Annotated in this window: 15 protein-coding genes and 2 tRNA genes; 3 read left to right on the top strand and 14 right to left on the bottom strand. The window is 54.5% G+C overall.

Annotation, left to right across the window (positions count from 1 at the left end; translation table 11 throughout):
- Positions 1-19: 19 nt before the first annotated feature.
- The 12 genes from truB to rlmE all read right to left on the bottom strand — a co-directional run bounded on the left by truB (position 20) and on the right by rlmE (position 12,059).
- The gene (truB, locus tag FA92_RS00710) at positions 20-964 is read right to left on the bottom strand and encodes a tRNA pseudouridine(55) synthase TruB (RefSeq protein ID WP_033781661.1); all 945 of its coding nucleotides are present in this window, start codon (positions 962-964) and stop codon (positions 20-22) included.
- Positions 964-1,371, bottom strand: coding sequence for a 30S ribosome-binding factor RbfA (rbfA, locus tag FA92_RS00705; RefSeq protein ID WP_033731320.1), 408 nt, complete (start codon positions 1,369-1,371; stop codon positions 964-966). Before rbfA ends, truB begins: the two co-directional genes overlap by 1 nt.
- Positions 1,372-1,436: 65 nt before the next feature.
- A complete protein-coding gene (gene infB, locus FA92_RS00700) occupies positions 1,437-4,130 on the bottom strand; it encodes a translation initiation factor IF-2 (RefSeq protein ID WP_013359910.1) in 2,694 nt (897 codons plus the stop codon).
- Positions 4,131-4,147: 17 nt separating this feature from the next.
- Entirely contained in the window at positions 4,148-5,635 is a 1,488-nt protein-coding gene (nusA, locus tag FA92_RS00695) for a transcription termination factor NusA (protein WP_010251792.1), read from the bottom strand.
- 24 nt (positions 5,636-5,659) lie between these two features.
- Positions 5,660-6,112, bottom strand: a complete 453-nt coding sequence (gene rimP, locus FA92_RS00690; RefSeq protein ID WP_010251795.1) for a ribosome maturation factor RimP — start codon at positions 6,110-6,112, stop codon at positions 5,660-5,662.
- A gap of 212 nt (positions 6,113-6,324) precedes the next feature.
- A tRNA-Met gene (locus FA92_RS00685) sits at positions 6,325-6,401 on the bottom strand.
- Between the two features lie 59 nt (positions 6,402-6,460).
- A tRNA-Leu gene (locus FA92_RS00680) sits at positions 6,461-6,547 on the bottom strand.
- 37 nt (positions 6,548-6,584) lie between these two features.
- Complete coding sequence (gene secG, locus FA92_RS00675) at positions 6,585-6,923, bottom strand: preprotein translocase subunit SecG (protein WP_003851074.1); 339 nt, start codon at positions 6,921-6,923, stop codon at positions 6,585-6,587.
- A 217-nt stretch (positions 6,924-7,140) separates the two neighbouring features.
- On the bottom strand, positions 7,141-8,475 hold the full coding sequence (glmM, locus tag FA92_RS00670; RefSeq protein ID WP_033781660.1) for a phosphoglucosamine mutase: 1,335 nt from the start codon (positions 8,473-8,475) through the stop codon (positions 7,141-7,143).
- The gene (gene folP / locus FA92_RS00665; RefSeq protein ID WP_013359907.1) at positions 8,472-9,311 is read right to left on the bottom strand and encodes a dihydropteroate synthase; all 840 of its coding nucleotides are present in this window, start codon (positions 9,309-9,311) and stop codon (positions 8,472-8,474) included. Before folP ends, glmM begins: the two co-directional genes overlap by 4 nt.
- Positions 9,312-9,390: 79 nt before the next feature.
- Positions 9,391-11,316, bottom strand: a complete 1,926-nt coding sequence (gene ftsH, locus FA92_RS00660; protein ID WP_033781657.1) for an ATP-dependent zinc metalloprotease FtsH — start codon at positions 11,314-11,316, stop codon at positions 9,391-9,393.
- 113 nt (positions 11,317-11,429) lie between these two features.
- Positions 11,430-12,059: a 23S rRNA (uridine(2552)-2'-O)-methyltransferase RlmE gene (rlmE, locus tag FA92_RS00655; protein WP_013359905.1), complete on the bottom strand. Its 630-nt coding sequence runs from the start codon at positions 12,057-12,059 to the stop codon at positions 11,430-11,432.
- A 127-nt stretch (positions 12,060-12,186) separates the two neighbouring features.
- Here rlmE and yhbY point away from each other — a divergent pair, with 127 nt between their 5' ends.
- Positions 12,187-12,480 (top strand): ribosome assembly RNA-binding protein YhbY, encoded by a 294-nt coding sequence (gene yhbY / locus FA92_RS00650; protein ID WP_010251809.1) that lies wholly within the window; start codon positions 12,187-12,189, stop codon positions 12,478-12,480.
- A 106-nt stretch (positions 12,481-12,586) separates the two neighbouring features.
- Here yhbY and greA read toward each other — a convergent pair whose 3' ends face one another.
- Positions 12,587-13,063: a transcription elongation factor GreA gene (gene greA / locus FA92_RS00645; protein ID WP_010251811.1), complete on the bottom strand. Its 477-nt coding sequence runs from the start codon at positions 13,061-13,063 to the stop codon at positions 12,587-12,589.
- 249 nt (positions 13,064-13,312) lie between these two features.
- On the opposite strand from greA, the gene dacB reads away from it, so the two are divergent.
- A complete protein-coding gene (dacB, locus tag FA92_RS00640) occupies positions 13,313-14,746 on the top strand; it encodes a serine-type D-Ala-D-Ala carboxypeptidase (RefSeq protein WP_010251813.1) in 1,434 nt (477 codons plus the stop codon).
- Between the two features lie 63 nt (positions 14,747-14,809).
- On the opposite strand, the gene FA92_RS00635 is transcribed toward dacB, so the two are convergent.
- Positions 14,810-17,074, bottom strand: a complete 2,265-nt coding sequence (locus FA92_RS00635; RefSeq protein WP_033781655.1) for a TonB-dependent siderophore receptor — start codon at positions 17,072-17,074, stop codon at positions 14,810-14,812.
- Positions 17,075-17,324: 250 nt separating this feature from the next.
- Here FA92_RS00635 and fes point away from each other — a divergent pair, with 250 nt between their 5' ends.
- Positions 17,325-18,536 carry an enterochelin esterase gene (gene fes / locus FA92_RS00630; RefSeq protein ID WP_081917096.1) on the top strand — a complete coding sequence of 404 codons (1,212 nt, stop codon included), beginning with the start codon at positions 17,325-17,327 and terminating at the stop codon, positions 18,534-18,536.
- The last annotated feature ends 66 nt before the right edge of the window (positions 18,537-18,602 follow it).

Genomic DNA, 18,602 nt, shown 5'->3' with positions numbered 1-18,602 from the left:
CGAAAAGTGAACGCCTGGCTTAATCCTGATACTCAACCACTAAACGACGTGGCGCAAGACGGCCATCATCGGCAATTTCTGCCATACCGATAAACTTACGTGCTTCGCCTTCCGATACCCTCACCAGCCCGTGCGCAGGCGCATTGCTGGCCTGCACCGGCTGTCCCTGGCGGAAAAAATCTGCCACAGCGGGCGGGATATTCACTTCAGGGAAATCAGAAGCGGGGCTGTCCATCGGCAACAACAGCGGATCGAGCTGCGTTTCCAGTGGGATGCCCGCTTCTGTGGCTTCCGCCAGTAGGGTATTGAGCTGTTCCAGCGTTACCATCCTTTCATACGGATAACGAGCAACCTGTACACGACGCAGCATGATGACATGCGCACCGCATCCCAGCTTTTCGCCCAGATCATCGATGATGGTACGGATATAGGTACCTTTGGAGCAGTGAATTTCTAGCTCCAGCTCATTATCCTGCCAGCGAATAAACTGCAGCTCATAGACCGTGATCGGGCGCGGTTCACGCTCAATCACAATGCCCTGACGCGCATATTCATACAGCGGACGACCCTGATGCTTCAGCGCTGAAAACATTGATGGCACCTGCAGCGTGTCGCCGCGGAAGCTCTCAAGGGCGCTATCCAGATCGGCCTGACTGAAGCTGACCGGACGCGTCTGCACGATGTTGCCATCGGCGTCTGACGTGTCAGTGCGCTCGCCCAGTCGGGCAATCACACGGTAGCGTTTGTCGGAATCGAGCAGATACTGCGAAAACTTGGTCGCTTCACCCAGGCAGATTGGCAACATGCCGGTGGCCAGTGGATCAAGCGCGCCGGTATGGCCTGCGCGATTGGCGTTGAAGATACGCTTCACTTTCTGCAGGACATCATTCGACGAAACGCCTTGTGGCTTATCCAGCAACAACACGCCATGGACGTCGCGACCGCGACGACGCGGACGACTCATTACGCCTCCTCGTCATCGCCGGTGGCATCCGGACCACGGCGCTCTGCATCGTTCTTCACGACGCTGGTGACGAGGTTAGACATGCGCATCCCTTCGACTAACGAGTTGTCGTAGAAGAACGTCAGCTCAGGCACGATACGCAGGCGCATCGCTTTGCCAAGCAGAATGCGAATGTAGCCTGAGGCTTCTTTCAGCGCTTTCAGGCCATGCTTAATCGCATCTTCATCTTTGTCGTTGAGGAACGTCACGAACACTTTTGCGTAAGCAAGATCGCGTGACACTTCAACGCCGGATACGGTGACCATCATGCCAAGGCGCGGATCTTTAATCTCACGCTGCAGGATCATCGCAATCTCTTTTTGCAGCTCTTGTGACACGCGCTGCGGGCGACCAAATTCTTTCGCCATCATTATTTCTCCCAAATAATTCGGGAGGCCAGAGGCCTCCCAAATTGCAACACATCAGCAGTCTATTACTCGATGGTGCGTTTAATTTCGATGATTTCAAACACTTCGATCATATCGCCAACGCGAACGTCGTTGTAGTTCTTCACGCCGATACCGCACTCCATGCCATTACGCACTTCGTTGACGTCATCTTTAAAGCGACGCAGAGATTCCAGCTCGCCTTCGTAAATCACCACGTTGTCACGCAGGACACGGATTGGATTGTGACGTTTGATGTTACCTTCCGTCACCATACAACCGGCAATCGCGCCAAACTTCGGTGATTTAAACACGTCGCGCACTGCAGCCAGACCAATGATCTGCTGTTTGTACTCTGGTGCCAGCATGCCGCTCATCGCCGCTTTAACTTCGTCAATCAGGTTATAGATGACAGAGTAGTAGCGCAGATCCAGGCTTTCTGCGTCAATGACGCGACGCGCAGAGGCATCGGCACGAACGTTGAAGCCAAGGAGGATGGCGTTAGAAGCAGCCGCCAGGGTTGCATCGGTTTCGGTAATCCCGCCTACGCCTGAACCCACAATCTTCACCTTCACTTCGTCGGTGGAGAGTTTCTGCAGGGAATCAGAGATGGCTTCCACAGAACCCTGAACGTCAGCTTTCAGAACGATGTTCAGTTCAGACACTTCGCCTTCGGTCATGTTAGCAAACATGTTCTCGAGCTTAGATTTCTGCTGGCGAGCCAGTTTAACTTCGCGGAATTTGCCCTGACGATAGAGCGCAACTTCACGTGCTTTCTTCTCGTCACGTACCACGGTCGCTTCATCACCTGCAGCCGGCACGCCGGACAGACCCAGAATCTCAACCGGGATAGAAGGACCCGCTTCCAGAACTTCGCGACCCAGTTCGTCACGCATTGCACGAACACGGCCATATTCGAAACCACAAAGAACGATGTCGCCTTTGTTGAGCGTACCTTCACGAACCAGCACGGTAGCAACCGGACCACGACCTTTGTCGAGGAACGATTCAATCACTACGCCGCTCGCCATACCTTCACGGATAGCGGTCAATTCCAGCACTTCCGCCTGCAGCAGGATAGCATTTAACAGGTCATCAATGCCGGTGCCTGCTTTCGCAGAGACATTCACGAACATGTTTTCGCCGCCCCACTCTTCCGGGATGATACCGTACTGAGTCAGTTCGTTTTTAACGCGATCCGGATCCGCTTCTGGCTTATCGCACTTGTTCACGGCAACCACAACCGGCACTTTAGCGGCTTTAGCATGCTGAATAGCTTCGACAGTCTGTGGCATCACGCCATCGTCTGCGGCAACGACCAGGATAACGATATCGGTCGCCTGCGCACCACGTGCACGCATCGCGGTAAACGCGGCGTGGCCCGGGGTATCCAGGAAGGTGACCATACCGTTGTCGGTTTCAACGTGGTAAGCACCGATGTGCTGTGTAATACCGCCCGCTTCGCCAGAGGCGATTTTAGTGGAGCGGATATAGTCCAGCAGAGAGGTTTTACCGTGGTCGACGTGGCCCATGATGGTCACAACCGGCGCACGAGATTCCTGTGCCGCATCGGTATCACGATCATCCATTACCGCTTCTTCCAGCTCGTTCTCACGACGCAGGGTCACTTTGTGGCCCATCTCTTCGGCTACGAGCTGTGCAGTTTCCTGATCGATGACCTGGTTGATAGTCGCCATGGCGCCCATCTTCATCATCGCTTTGATGACCAGAGAACCTTTCACCGCCATTTTGTTCGCCAGTTCGGCTACGGTGATGGTTTCGCCAATCACAACATCGCGGTTAACGGCCTGCGCTGGCTTGTTGAAGCCCTGCTGCAGTGCGCTAGGTTTGCGATGCTTACCGCCTTTACCGCCACGAACCTGCGCACGCGCTTCTTCACGGTCAGTTTTGGCTTCAGAATGTTTGTTGCCTTTTTTCGCCGGACGCGCAGCTTTAGCAGTCGTACGCGCACGCGCACGGCCTGCTTCAACCTGACGGTCGTTTTCGTCTTCTGCCTGACGGGCATGGGTCGAAGTGGTGACGTGATAGTCGCCTTTATCCTCTTCTTCCGGTTTTTCCCATTCAGCTGATTTCTCTTCAGCCAGACGGCGGGCTTCTTCGGCTACGAGGCGGGCAGCCTCTTCAAGCTTACGGCGGGCTTCTTCTTCAGCTTTACGCTTCAGTTCAGCAGCTTCAGCTTCGCGACGGGCTTTGTCTGATTGCGCAGCCCTGGTCACTTCGTCGGTAGGTTGATTTGTCACTTTGTCATTTTCCGCTGCTGCACGTTTGGCCTTATCAGCGGCTTCGCGCCTTGCTTTATCTTCGGCTTCACGTTGCGCTTTCTGTTCAGCTTCGCGACGGGCTTTTTCTTCAGCCTCGCGTTGCGCCTGCTCTTCCGCTTCACGCTGCGCCTGGGCTTCAGCTTCTGCCTGAGCTTGCTCAGACTCTGCATCACCTTTCACATAGGTACGCTTTTTGCGGACTTCAATTTGCACCGACTTACTTTTACCCCCGGTGCCTGGAATATTCAAGGTGCTGCGCGTTTTACGCTGCAGCGTCAGCTTAGCTGAACCGACCTGACCGTGTTCACGGTTCAGATGAGATAGTAAGGTTTCTTTCTCTTGCTGGGTCACCGCGTCATTTTCAGACTTAGGGATCCCCGCATCAGCAAATTGCTGTACCAGGCGATCGACCGGAGTCTGAATTTCTGCGGCCAGCGATTTTACGGTTACATCTGTCATGCTGTTCCTTCCTGTTATTACGCGTCATCGCCGAACCAGCAGATATTACGTGCGGCCATAATCAGCGCGCCGGCCTGTTCATCAGACATGCCTTCAATATCCGTCAGATCGTCAACACCTTGCTCAGCGAGATCTTCCAGCGTGCAAACGCCTTTTGACGCCAGGCGGAACGCCAGCGCACGATCGAGGCCTTCAAGATTCAGAAGGTCCTCAGCGGGCTCCTGATTTCCAAGACTCTCTTCTTTCGCCAGTGCCAGGGTGGTTAACGCATTTTTTGCTCGTTCACGCAGGGCTTCAATGGTCTCTTCATCGAGGCCGTCGACTTCCAGCAGCTCGTTGATTGGCACGTATGCCAGCTCTTCCAGCGAGGAGAAGCCCTCTTCCACCAGTACGGTGGCGAACTCTTCGTCGATGTCGAGATGTTTAGTGAACATATCGATCGCTGCATGCGCTTCAGCCTGATGCTTAGCCTGCAGATCATCGACGGTCATCACGTTCAGCTCCCAGCCACTCAGCTGCGAAGCGAGACGCACGTTTTGGCCGTTACGGCCGATCGCCTGAGCCAGATTGCCAGCTTCTACGGCGATATCCATGGTGTGATTATCTTCATCAACCACGATTGACGCCACATCGGCCGGAGCCATGGCGTTAATAACAAACTGCGCCGGGTTATCGTCCCACAGCACGATATCGATACGCTCGCCGCCCAGTTCACTGGAAACAGCCTGAACGCGCGCGCCGCGCATGCCCACACAGGCACCCACCGGATCGATACGTTTGTCGTTAGTTTTGACTGCAATTTTAGCGCGCGAACCCGGATCACGGGCAGCAGCTTTAATTTCAATCAGTTCTTCGCCAATTTCTGGCACCTCAATGCGGAACAGTTCAATCAGCATTTCCGGTTTGGAACGCGTCACGAACAGCTGCGCGCCACGCGCTTCCGGACGTACCGAGTAGAGTACGCCACGAATACGGTCGCCTGGACGGAAGTTTTCACGCGGCAGCATATCTTCGCGCAGAATGACCGCTTCGGCATTACTGCCAAGGTCGAGGGAAATGTTGTCGCGGTTAACTTTTTTCACCACACCGGTGATGATTTCGCCTTCCTGCTCACGGAACTGATCAACCACCATCGCGCGCTCAGCTTCGCGCACTTTTTGCACGATAACCTGCTTAGCGGTCTGAGTGGTGATACGGTCAAAGGTGACCGATTCAATCTGATCTTCGACATATTCGCCCAGATTGAATGCTTCATCTTCGAAGCGGGCCGCATCCAGCGTGATCTCGCGCGTCGGCTGTGTCACCTCTTCTACGATTTCCCAGCGGCGGAAAGTATCGAAATCGCCACTGCGGCGATCAATGCTGACGCGTACTTCAATTTCCTGCTCGTACTTTTTCTTGGTCGCAGTCGCCAGCGCGCTCTCCAGCGCTTCGAAGATTTTCTCACGCGGCAGGGCTTTTTCGTTAGAAACGGCTTCTACAACAGCTAAGATCTCTTTGTTCATCCTGGTTAGCCTCAATCCGGACTTTTAAAAGTGGGGGACCAGGTTCGCTTTCTGAATATTACTCAGCGCGAACACTTCATCGCTACCCTCAACGTGCACCGTGATCATCTCGCCATCAACTGACTTGATGGTTCCCTGCCATTTACGGCGGTTCTGAACGGCCATACGCAACACCAGACTCACTTCTTCACCCATAAAACGGGTGTAGTGTTCTGCGGTGAACAGAGGACGATCGAGTCCCGGTGAAGAGACTTCAAGGTTGTAAGGTACCGTAATCGGATCTTCAACATCCATTACCGCACTTACCTGGTGGCTGACATCGGCGCAATCATCGACATTGATGCCATCTTCACTATCAATATAGATGCGCAGGATAGATGTGCGACTACGAACGAATTCAATTCCAACCAGTTCGTAACCCAGCGCTTCTACGGGAGCCGATACCAACTCTGTCAATTTTTGCTCTAATGTGGACAAGCCCACCCCCAAGACATAAAAAAAGGGCCTATAGCCCAGTATTACGATTCGCTAATAACAAAAAACCCCGAATATTCGGGGCTTTTAGTCACTGGACCCTGTATGCCGCAATGCGGCCCGGACTCCATCCAAAGAATTTTCTTTCAAAAAATAGCCGTGAATGCGTCCGTCGATGCATACAGTATATTTGAAAAAGAACTCAAAGGGAAAATTGGTTGCGGGGGCCGGATTTGAACCGACGACCTTCGGGTTATGAGCCCGACGAGCTACCAGGCTGCTCCACCCCGCGTCCGAAAACGTGGCGAATAATACGCCAGACCTGCATAAAATGCAAGAGATACTGCTATTTGGTACCGAGGACGGGACTTGAACCCGTAAGCCCAATCGGGCACTACCACCTCAAGGTAGCGTGTCTACCAATTCCACCACCACGGCACTGCACTGACCACAACGATTCGTTGTGCTGACGACCTTACTTAGGAATATCGCTGCCCGGTGTAACCGGTTGAGCTGGCTTTTCAGTCTGTTGAGAAGACTGCGCCGGCGCAGAAAGATTTTCCCACTCGCTTCCTTTCGAGGCTTTATTGCTGTTCAGATTACCCAGAACCAGGCTGATGATGAAGAACAGTGCCGCTAAGATGCCAGTGGTACGGGTCATGAAATTACCTGAACCCGAAGAACCAAACACCGTACCGGATGCGCCTGCACCGAATGAGGCTCCCATATCAGCGCCTTTGCCTTGCTGCAGCATGATCATACCCACGAGGGCGATAGCTACAATAAGGAAAACAACTAAAAGAGCTTCGTACATATTCAACCTGTTCCTTGCACGATAACCGTACAGTTAAAGCTTCAACCAGTATTGATGGGGCGTCTCGTCATCACCCATCAGAAGCGGGTGTGAATACTAACCAAAGGCGCATATCTCTGCAAGTGCAATTTCTCTTACGCAAACTGATTGCAGAAAAAAGCGCCATCCCGGTGATTTTACAGGCGGTTCAGCATTCTGAGCACCGCCTTTAAGAGGTTTAAACCGCTTTGACCTGATCGGCAATACGATTAGCCAGTTCGGTGACCTGCGCCTCATTTTCGCCTTCGACCATCACACGAATCAGCGGCTCAGTGCCTGACTTACGCAACAGAACGCGCCCGCGACCCGCCAGCGCTTTCTCCACTTCGGCGGTAACCGTTTTCACGGCGTCGCTTTGCAGCGGGTCATGCTCGCCCGCGAAGCGTACGTTGACCAGCACCTGCGGCAGCATCTTCATGCCACTGCAGAGATCGTGCAGGCTCATGTGGTTACGCACCATCGCAGTAAGCACTTGCAAACTTGCAACGATACCGTCTCCGGTGGTGGTTTTATCCAACAGGATCACATGACCGGAGTTCTCCGCGCCGAGACGCCAGCCCTTCTCCTGCATCTTCTCCAGCACATAACGGTCACCGACTTTGGCACGGGTAAACGGAATGCCGAGCTGTTTCAGCGCTAATTCCAGGCCCATGTTGCTCATCAGCGTACCCACTACACCGCCACGTAACTGCCCCTGACGCAGCGCTTCACGTGCAATGATGTAAAGGATCTGGTCGCCGTCAACTTTGTCACCCAGATGGTCAATCATCATGATGCGGTCGCCGTCGCCATCATAGGCCAGACCGATATCCGCCTTCTCTGCCAGTACGCGCTGCTGCAGCAGTTTAAGATCGGTCGCACCGCACTCTTTGTTGATGTTCATGCCGTCTGGCTGCACACCGATTGCGATGACGGTTGCGCCCAGCTCGCGCAGGACATTCGGCGCAATGTGGTAAGTCGCGCCATTGGCACAGTCGACCACAATTTTCAGGCCATTCAGATTGAGTTCGCTGGGGAAAGTCCCTTTGCAAAACTCAATGTAACGCCCTGCTGCATCAACAATGCGGCTGGCGCGGCCTAACTGCGCGGACTCCACGCAGGTAATCGGCTTTTCCATCTCCAGCTCAATCGCTTCTTCAACGTCATCAGGCAGTTTGGTGCCTTCGGACGAGAAGAATTTAATGCCGTTATCGTCAAATGGATTGTGCGACGCTGATATAACGATGCCCGCCTCAGCGCGGAAGGTTCGGGTCAGATAGGCGATGGCGGGGGTCGGCATCGGACCGGTAAACGCAGCGGTCAGGCCCGCGGCGGCGAGACCCGCTTCCAGCGCAGACTCCAGCATATAGCCAGAGATACGGGTATCTTTGCCAATGATGATCTTTTTGGAACCGTGGCGCGCCAGTACTTTACCCGCGGCCCAGCCCAGCTTCAGGACGAAATCTGGCGTGATAGGTGTTTCACCGACTTTGCCGCGAATGCCGTCTGTACCGAAATATTTACGATTACTCATGATGTTCCTTTTGCTCTTCGGGTCGCTTCGACCACGCGCATCGCTTCGGCCGTCTCTTTTACGTCATGGGCGCGAATAATCTGCGCGCCCTGCATGGCAGCAATCACCGCGCAGCTCAGGCTGCCGGTTAAACGCTGTGACGGGCCGACATTTAACAACTGGCCAATCATCGATTTACGCGACATCCCCACCAGCAGTGGCAGACCAAAGTGGTGAAAATCGCTGAGATGAGCCAGCAGTTCATAATTGTGGCTGAGATTTTTACCGAAACCGAAGCCCGGGTCGAGTATCAGCTGCTCTTTTTTCATTCCCGCCGCTTCGCAACGCGCAATCTGCTGAGCGAAGTAAGTGTCCACTTCGCTTAAGATGTTTTCGTAAACCGGTGCCTGCTGCATGGTGCGCGGTTCGCCCTGCATATGCATTAAACAGACAGGCAGTCCGGTTGCGGCGGCGGCTTCCAGCGCCCCCGGTTCGGAGAGTGAGCGGACATCGTTAATGATGTGAGCACCCACTCGCGCGGCTTCCCGGATCACGTCCGCTTTAGAGGTGTCTACTGAAATCCAGACTTCGAAACGCTGGGCAATGGCATCGATCACCGGAATGACCCGCTCCAGCTCCTCCTCCACACTGACCTCATCAGCGCCAGGACGGGTTGATTCGCCGCCTACATCGATAATGGTTGCGCCGGCGTTGACCATCTCATTGGTATGCGTCAGCGCATCGACCAGCGCGTTATGTTTACCACCATCTGAAAAGGAGTCCGGCGTGACATTCAGAATGCCCATCACATGAGGAAACGATAAATCGAGATGGGAATCACGGGCAAACAACTTCATGGTGAAAACTCCTTGCTGATCAATATCTGGATGTAAAAAACCCCGGACCAGCCGGGGTTTTGTCTGACGATGATGCGTCTTATTTGTTGTACTGCTCTGACATGGTATTGCCTGGGTTCGGCGTACGCGGTTCATCAACCGGACGTGGCGCTTTTGGCGTACCGTTGCTGTCTGAGTTACTGCCTGGATCTTCCCAGCCCGCTGGCGGACGCACTTCGCGGCGTGCCATCAGGTCGTCGATCTGTGGTGCATCGATGGTTTCATACTTCATCAGCGCGTCTTTCATCGCGTGAAGGATGTCCATGTTCTCACCCAGAATGCGGCGAGCACGCTGGTAGTTGCTGTCGATCAGGTGTTTAACTTCCTGGTCGATGATGCGGGCTGTTTCATCAGACATATGTTTCGCTTTCGCGACAGAACGTCCAAGGAACACTTCACCCTCTTCTTCTGCATAGAGCAACGGACCCAGTTTTTCAGAGAAGCCCCACTGCGTCACCATGTTACGTGCCAGATTCGTCGCGACTTTAATGTCGTTGGACGCGCCGGTAGAAACACGCTCAACACCATAGATGATCTCTTCTGCCAGGCGACCGCCATACAGCGTTGAGATCTGGCTTTCCAGTTTCTGACGGCTGGCACTAATCGCGTCGCCTTCAGGCAGGAAGAAGGTCACACCCAGCGCACGGCCGCGCGGGATAATCGTGACTTTATGCACCGGATCATGCTCTGGCACCAGGCGGCCAATAATGGCGTGGCCCGCTTCGTGATAGGCAGTGGACTCTTTCTGCGATTCCGTCATCACCATGGAGCGACGTTCCGCACCCATCATGATTTTGTCTTTCGCTTTCTCGAACTCAACCATCGACACCACACGCTTGTTCGAACGAGCGGCGAACAGCGCTGCTTCGTTCACCAGGTTAGCCAGATCGGCACCTGAGAAGCCTGGCGTACCACGTGCAATGATTGCGGCATCAATGTCGGTTGCCAGTGGCACACGACGCATATGCACTTTCAGGATCTGCTCACGACCACGTACGTCTGGCAGACCGACCACAACCTGACGGTCAAAGCGGCCTGGACGTAGCAGCGCAGGGTCCAGTACGTCAGGACGGTTAGTCGCGGCAATAACGATAATTCCTTCGTTACCTTCGAAACCATCCATCTCAACCAGCATCTGGTTCAGCGTCTGCTCACGTTCATCATGACCACCGCCTAAACCAGCGCCACGCTGACGACCGACGGCGTCAATCTCATCGATGAAGATGATGCACGGTGCGGCTTTCTTGGCCTGTTCGAACATGTCGCGCACACGGGATGCACCGACACCGACAAACATTTCCACAAAGTCAGAACCGGAGATAGTGAAGAAAGGCACTTTGGCTTCACCGGCAATCGCTTTTGCCAGCAGGGTTTTACCGGTACCCGGCGGCCCCACCATCAGAACGCCTTTTGGAATTTTACCGCCCAGCTTCTGGAAACGGCTCGGCTCACGCAGATATTCCACCAGCTCAGCCACTTCATCTTTCGCTTCGTCACAACCCGCAACGTCGGCGAAAGTGGTTTTAATCTGGTCTTCTGTCAACATGCGGGCTTTGCTTTTGCCGAAGGACATCGCGCCCTTACCGCCGCCGCCCTGCATCTGACGCATAAAGAAGATCCACACACCGATCAGCAGCAGCATCGGGAACCACGAAATGAAGATGGAAGCCAGCAGGCTCGGTTCTTCCGGCGGTTCGCCAACCACTTTGACGTTTTTGGTCAAGAGGTTATCGAGCAACTTGGGATCGTTGACAGGAATGTAGGTGGTATATTTATTGCTGTCTTTTTTGACAACGTTAATTTCACGCCCGTTAATACGTGCCTCGCGGACCTGATCCTGGTTCACTTCCGACAGGAAGGTTGAATAATCAACCCGACGGCCATTCGACTCGCTGGGCCCAAAGCTCTGGAATACTGACATCAGCACGACCGCGATGACTAACCAGAGAATCAGGTTTTTCGCCATGTCACTCAAGGGATTAACCTCATATTACATCGGTGTTAACAGATAGCGTAGGGTACTATAGTTCCTGCATACATGGAATCGCAGCAAAGCTGCGGACATCTCCAGCAATTTGGTTATAGTTTGCGCCCAGTCGCCACAATGTACACTTCACGTGAACGAGACCGTGAAGCGTCCGGCTTACGAATTTTTACTTTCGTAAACAGGGAGCGAATTTCCCGCAGGTATTCATCGAAGCCATCTCCCTGAAACACTTTCACTACGAAACTGCCGCCAGGTGCCAGAATATCCCGACACATCTCCAGCGCCAGCTCCACTAAATACATCGACCGGGGAATATCTACGGCAGGTGTACCACTCATATTCGGCGCCATATCGGACATGACAACCTGAACTTTCTGATCGCCAACGCGCTCAAGCAGCGCATTGATCACCGATTCTTCACGAAAATCGCCCTGAAGGAAATCGACACCGACTATCGGATCCATTGGCAGGATATCACAGGCAATGATGCGCCCTTTATTCCCGATTTGCTGAACCACATACTGCGACCAGCCACCAGGTGCAGCACCCAGATCTACCACGGTCATGCCGGGTTTGAAAAGCTTGTCACCCTGTTGTATTTCATCAAGTTTAAACCAGGCGCGCGAGCGCAACCCTTTTTTCTGCGCCTGAAGCACATATTTATCGCTAAAGTGTTCCTGAAGCCAGCGGCTGGAGCTGGCCGAACGCTTTTTACCCGTCATAATAATTCCAGTTAAATCGTCATCGTAGCGATAAACCTGCACGCAATGGGTTGCGTCGATTTGGTGATATACCCGAGATGGCGGTAGAATGAACCGTTTTCAATCCCTGAGTAAGTAAAAAACTACGATGAATCTAAGTACCAAACAAAAACAGCACCTCAAGGGCCTCGCCCATCCGCTCAAGCCAGTGGTTATGCTGGGTGGCAATGGCCTGACTGAAGGCGTGCTGGCCGAAATCGAGCAGGCTCTGTCGCATCACGAACTGATCAAGGTAAAAATCGCCTCTGAAGATCGTGAAACGAAACAGCTGATCGTCGAGGCTATCGTGCGTGAGACCGGTGCCAGCAACGTACAGGTGATCGGCAAAACGCTGGTGCTGTATCGCCCCTCTAAAGAGAGCAAAATTTCTCTGCCACGCTAAGTGGGCAAAGAAAGTGACATGCTCTTACCTCAGATAAAAGGCCGCAATGCGGCCTTTTTCCTTTCTTTACATTGTGCTTAAACGCTTTTCAAAGCGTAGCAACATCTTAAAGGTATTCCACCTTCAGGATCTCATACTCAACGTCGCCGCCCGGGGTTTTTACGATAGCCACATCATCGGCCTCTTTACCCACCAGGCCACGCGCCATTGGCGAATTGACCGAAATCAGATTTTGCTTAAAGTCCGCTTCGTCATCGCCCACGATGCGATACGTGGCTTCTTCGTCGGTCTCGACGTTCAGCACGGTCACCGTGGCACCGAAGATCACGCGGCCGGTTTTCGGCATCTGCGTGACATCGATAACCTGCGCATTGGAGAGTTTGGCTTCAATCTCCTGGATACGGCCTTCACAAAAGCCCTGCTCTTCACGCGCAGCGTGATATTCCGCGTTCTCTTTTAAATCGCCATGTTCGCGTGCATCAGCGATAGAGGCGATAATGCGCGGGCGCTTCACGGTTTTCAGCTCGTTCAGCTCTTCGCGCAATCTTTCAGCGCCTCTTAACGTCATCGGAATCTGATTCATTTAAGCTCCTCGCCCTCTTTCCTGTTTAACGATGTCATCCTGACCGGTGACCGCAGAAAAAAGCGCTCTGCGGCGCATTAGCCCGTTTTTGCAAATAAAAGAATCCTGACCCGGAGATGCCTCCAGGCCAGAAAAGAGTTTTGCAATTTGATACGTATTTTACCCCAGAGTTCCCTGCGGGTCATCGTTTACTTTGCACCGCCCAGCGACGTAGTATTGACGCCCTCACCTGCCAGTTACCGCGAGATTATGCGATTTTCACGACTTGTTACCGGATTAAGCTGCGCATTTATGCTGCAGGCACACGCAGCGCCAGTTGATGAATACATGCAGTACCTGCCAGATGGCGCCAATCTGGCGCTGATGGTTCAGAAAGTGGGTGCATCAACACCAATCATTGATTACCACGGCAAACAGATGGCCCTGCCCGCCAGTACCATGAAAGTGGTGACAGCGCTGGCGGCACTACTGGAACTGGGTGGCGACTTCCGTTTTCAGACCACGTTTGAGACCCGGGGTGCCATTATAGATGGCACCCTGAACGGCGATTTAGTCGCACGTTTCGGCGGTGATCCGACGTTAAGCCGTCAGGATCTGCGCAACATGGTCGCGGCGATAAAGAAGCAGGGCATTAATCATATCAAAGGCAACCTGGTTATTGACACCTCGGTTTTTGCCAGTCATGACATGGCACCGGGCTGGCCGTGGAACGATATGACCCAGTGCTTCAGCGCCCCGCCGGGTGCCGCGATTGTGGATAAAAACTGCTTCTCGGTGTCGCTCTACAGCGCTAATACGCCGGGTGAAAATGCGTTTGTGCGCATCGCTTCCTATTATCCGGCGCATATGTACAGCCAGGTCCGCACCATCGGCCGTAACAGCGGTGAAGGGCAATATTGTGAACTGGATGTGGTGCCGGGTGAGCTGAACCGCTACACCCTGACAGGCTGTATGCGCCAGCGTGCCGAACCGCTGCCGCTGGCCTTTGCGGTGCAGGATGGCGCGGCGTGGGCGGGTGAAATCCTGAAGGCAGAGCTGCGGTCATCAGAGATTGACTACAGTGGCCATCTGGTACGCCAGACGCAGGTCACGGAGCCAGGTACTGTACTGGCATCGACCCAGTCTGCGCCGCTGCACACGCTGCTGCACACCATGCTGAAGAAGTCAGACAACATGATAGCCGACACGGTCTTCCGCACCATTGGTCATCACTACTTCAACGTGCCAGGTACATTCCGCGCCGGACAGGATGCTGTCCGCCGGATCCTGAAAGCCAAAGCCAATGTGGATATGGGCAACAGCATTCAGGTCGATGGTTCCGGTCTGTCGCGCCACGATCTGATTTCGCCGCAAACCATGATGCAGGTGTTGCAGTTCATTGCGAAGAATGACAACACGCTGGATTATATTTCGATGCTGCCGCTGGCGGGCTATGACGGCACGCTACAGTATCGCGGCGGGCTGCATGAGGCGGGACTGGATGGCAAGGTCTCGGCGAAAACCGGTTCACTGCAGGGCGTCTATAATCTGGCGGGCTTTATTACCACCTCCAGTGGTGCCCGTGTCGCCTTTGTTCAGTTCCTTTCCGGTTATGCAGTGCCGCCGGAAGATCAACGTACCCGCCGTATTCCACTGGTACGTTTTGAGAGCCGACTCTACCGCGATATCAATCAGAACAACTGATAAAGCAGAGATAAAAAACGCAGCGGGCGATCACCCTGCTGCGTTTTTTTATGGCTGAACCGATCAGAAGCGGGTGTTCACGCTCATATAAAATGTGCGGCCCGATTCGTTAAAGGTATTGGCTCCCGCGCCGTAGAGGTAAGCGCCGGTGGTGGCATTGCCGGTAGTCTGCGCATTGCCCTGACGGAAATGACGCTTGTCGAACAGGTTGTCGATACCGACCGTGAGGCTGGCATACTGATTAACATCATAGGTGCCGCTCATCCCCACCACCGAATAGGGGCTGACCTGATCGGTCGCGCTGCCGGTTACGGCGTTACCCTTATAGTCATACTTCTTCGGCACCTGTTTACCGTACCAGGTCAGGGTTGTCTGGAGGGAGAGATCCTGCGTCGCCTGCCAGCTCAGCGTCGAATTGAGCGTATACGCCGGAATAATTGACAGACGATCGCCAGTCTCTTTATTTTTGCTTTGCAGCATATACGTGAAGTTGTTGTTCCACGTTATGCTGTCGGAGAACGGGACGTTAACCGTACCTTCCAGCCCCTCAACCACCGCTTTTGGCACATTTTCCCATTTGTAGATGTCGGTTTTGCCGTTAGACGCGGTGCCGGTGGGAGCCGTGCCTGCCTCAATCTTGTTGCGATAGTCGTTGCGGAACCAGGTCAGACCCGCCTGATAGCCGTCGCGCTTCCATTCCAGTCCAATCTCTTTGTTGATGCTGTTTTCCGCTTTCAGGTCATCATTACCCATCAGATAACAGGCACCGGTACTGGCCGCGCAGCCCTGACCATTGCTGTAAAGCAGATAGTTCGGGTTGGTCTGGTAGAGGCTCGGCGCTTTATAAGCGCGCGCAATGCCCATTTTCAGGGTGACCTCATCGCCTAATCCCTGTGAGAGGTTGAGCGACGGGCTCCAGTTATCGCCGACAATCGAATGGTGATCGAAGCGCAGGCCTGGCGTCAGCATGGTGCTGTCGGTCAGCTCAATATTGTCTTCCGCAAACAGTGAGAAGATCTCCGCCTGCGAATAGGGAGAGCGTCCGGTGGAGGCGATACCGGGAATCGAACCGTAGCTGGCGGCCTGCGTCGTCGAGGACGGATCCTTCATCCGCTGCTGATTCCATTCCGTGCCAAAGGTTGCGGTCTGATTCACCAGCCACTCAAATGGCACGCTGATCTCGCTGTGCAGCAACACATCATCCAGTTGGATGGTGTTGAAGTTGCTGTTGGAAAAGATACCTTCAGTGCCGCCCGTCAGCCCTTCATTCAGGCGCGAGTTACGGGTGTTTTCATACTGCGCATAGGTATTGGTGCTGAGGCCATTATCCCAGGCGCCGGTCCACTTAACCGAAAAGTTCTGCCGATAGAGCCGGTTGGTCTCGTCACCATATTTGCTTTTCACAAGCGCGTTGGTATTGGTGTTCTGGGTGTCGCCAGCATAGAGGTTGCCCTGCCGGCTGTAACCGGCCCCCACTTCCAGCGCCTGCATTGGTGCAAACGCCCAGCGCAGCAGGCCATGAATATCTTTATTGACTGAACCTTCCCGGCCCGACGGGTAGGATCCTGCATAACTGCCAGTGCGGTCAGCGGCGTGACCTTCATTAATCTCGTAAGCGTCGGCCTGCGTTTTTGCCAGACCGCCATAGAGCCGGAAACTGACATCATCGCCCAGCGGTCCTTCAAGACTGAAGTTGGTACGCCGCGTCGCGCCCTCCTCCTTGTGTTGCGGCACGTTGTAATAGGCGCTCCACGAGCCGTGCCACTGATTATCCATCTCTTTTTTGGTGATGATATTAACTACACCACCCGCCGCACCATTGCCGTAACGGGCCGCTGCCGGACCACGGATGACGTCAATGCGGTCAATGATCTCTGGCGGTACCCAGTTCGTGTCGCCGCGTGTGTCGCGCTCGCCACGCCAGCCAAGCCGCACGGAATTACGGCTGGTTACCGGCAGCCCATCGATCAGAATCAGGGTGTTTTCCGGCCCCATGCCACGGATATCGATCTGACGGTTGTTTCCGCGCTGGCCGCTGGTGGAGTTACCGGTCAGGTTGACACCCGGCATGGTGCGGATAATTTCGGCAACGTCGCGCGCAGGGGGATGTTTTTTTATTTCGTCGGCGGTAATCGTCGATACGCCAGGTGCCTGCAGCGTCTGCTCAGCGGCGGTGACCGTCATGGTGCCGTCGTGGATCGTATCTGACGTGTTGTTGATCGCCGGGTCGCTGTGGGCTTGGGCAGCCACTGCGCCAGCAGAAATGAGAGAGGCAGTAAAACCCAGTTCAATCATAATGGCTAACGAAAGCCGGGATAACTTTTTCATTTTTCTGTTCCTGGAGTGCCAGCGAGCATGCCACTGCCGGCGTACCGGTAAAAAGGTCATAACCTTGCCTGCAACGCATTAACCCTCCCGCCACACCTGCTTCAGAACCGCGTTACGTCCGTCTGAAATCCGATGCGACAGAGAGAATGCGCGCGCTCCCTGTCGAGCGGAAACACCCTATTGCAAATGCAAATAATTATCAATACTATTATCTGTAACATGCATGACCCTAAGCAAGTGTGATTGAATCATGGCGCGAATGGCGTGGTTAAACGAAGAGACCGGCAGCGAACGCTGGTGGCATCATCAGCAGCAACAGGGCATTCCCCTGATTGAACCCGCTGAAAAGGGGACCTGTCAGGTCACTTTTTTCTGGCGTGATCCGCAGGGTGATCCGCTGCACTCTGATACCCGGCGCGTCTGGATCAACATTACCGGTGTAACCGATCATCATCACACAGCCTCACCTTCTTCCTTAACACCTGTTCCTGATACCGATGTCTGGTGGTGGCAAACCACTCTGCCCGCTGACTGGCGCGGCAGTTACTGCCTGATCCCTGACAACCAGACAGAGACGTTTACCGGGCAGACTGATATGCAGGCGCTGCGCCAGTGGTGGGGTCAGAAATTCCGGCACGCACAAAGCGATCCGCTCAATCCGCTGCGGAGCTGGTCGGCCGGGCGCGGCATGAGCGTCTCACCGCTGCATCTGCCGCTTGCGCCTGAGCAGCAGGTCTGGCGTGCAGTTGATGAAGGTCGCGCCGCCAGGATTCCGCTGCAGCAGCATCTGTGGCGCAGCCAGCGGCTGGGCAATCAACGTCAGGTCTGGCTTTATGTCACCGGCGAGGCAGACGCTGCCGATCGTCCGCTGGCACTGCTGCTGGATGGTCAGTTCTGGGCGCACAGCATGCCGGTTGCCGGTCCGCTTCAGGAACTCACTGAGGCAGGCGAACTGCCTCCTGCGGTCTATGTCATGATCGACATCATTGACCGCGAACACCGCACGCGTGAACTGACCTGTAATCCCGATTTCTGGCTGGCGATTCAGCATGAGCTGTTACCACAAATTCAGCAGTGGGCACCGTTCCGGGCCGACAGTACGCTGGTGGCCGGACAGAGTTTTGGCGGCCTTTCTGCCGCTTACGCCACCCTGACCTGGCCGGAAACCTTTGCGGGTGCCGTCAGTCTTTCCGGTTCGTTCTGGTGGCCCGCGCGCGGCGACCCGAATGGCTGGCTGCCGCAGCAGTTACAGCAGGGTTTGCTGCAGGCGCCCTCCCGGCGCTTTTATCTGGAGGCGGGACGGCGCGAACGACTGATTCTGGCGGCAAACGAGCAGTTTCAGCGCGATCTGACTGTGGCAGGACATCAGGTCAGCTATCACCCGGTTGAAGGTGGTCACGATGCGCTGTGCTGGCGCGGCGGGCTGCTGGCGGGCCTCAAAGCTATGTGGCAATCGTCATAACCCGCTGAACTCCCGCCGCTTGTGCGCCATTAAAAGAAAGAAAAAGGATACGCAGGAGAGCGGCGT

The sequence above is a fragment of the Pantoea sp. 9140 genome, assembly GCF_000745295.1.
Taxonomy (GTDB): domain Bacteria; phylum Pseudomonadota; class Gammaproteobacteria; order Enterobacterales; family Enterobacteriaceae; genus Pantoea; species Pantoea vagans.
The sequence above is the reverse complement of the archived record's forward strand: the minus strand, read 5'-3'. Positions and strand labels throughout refer to the sequence as shown.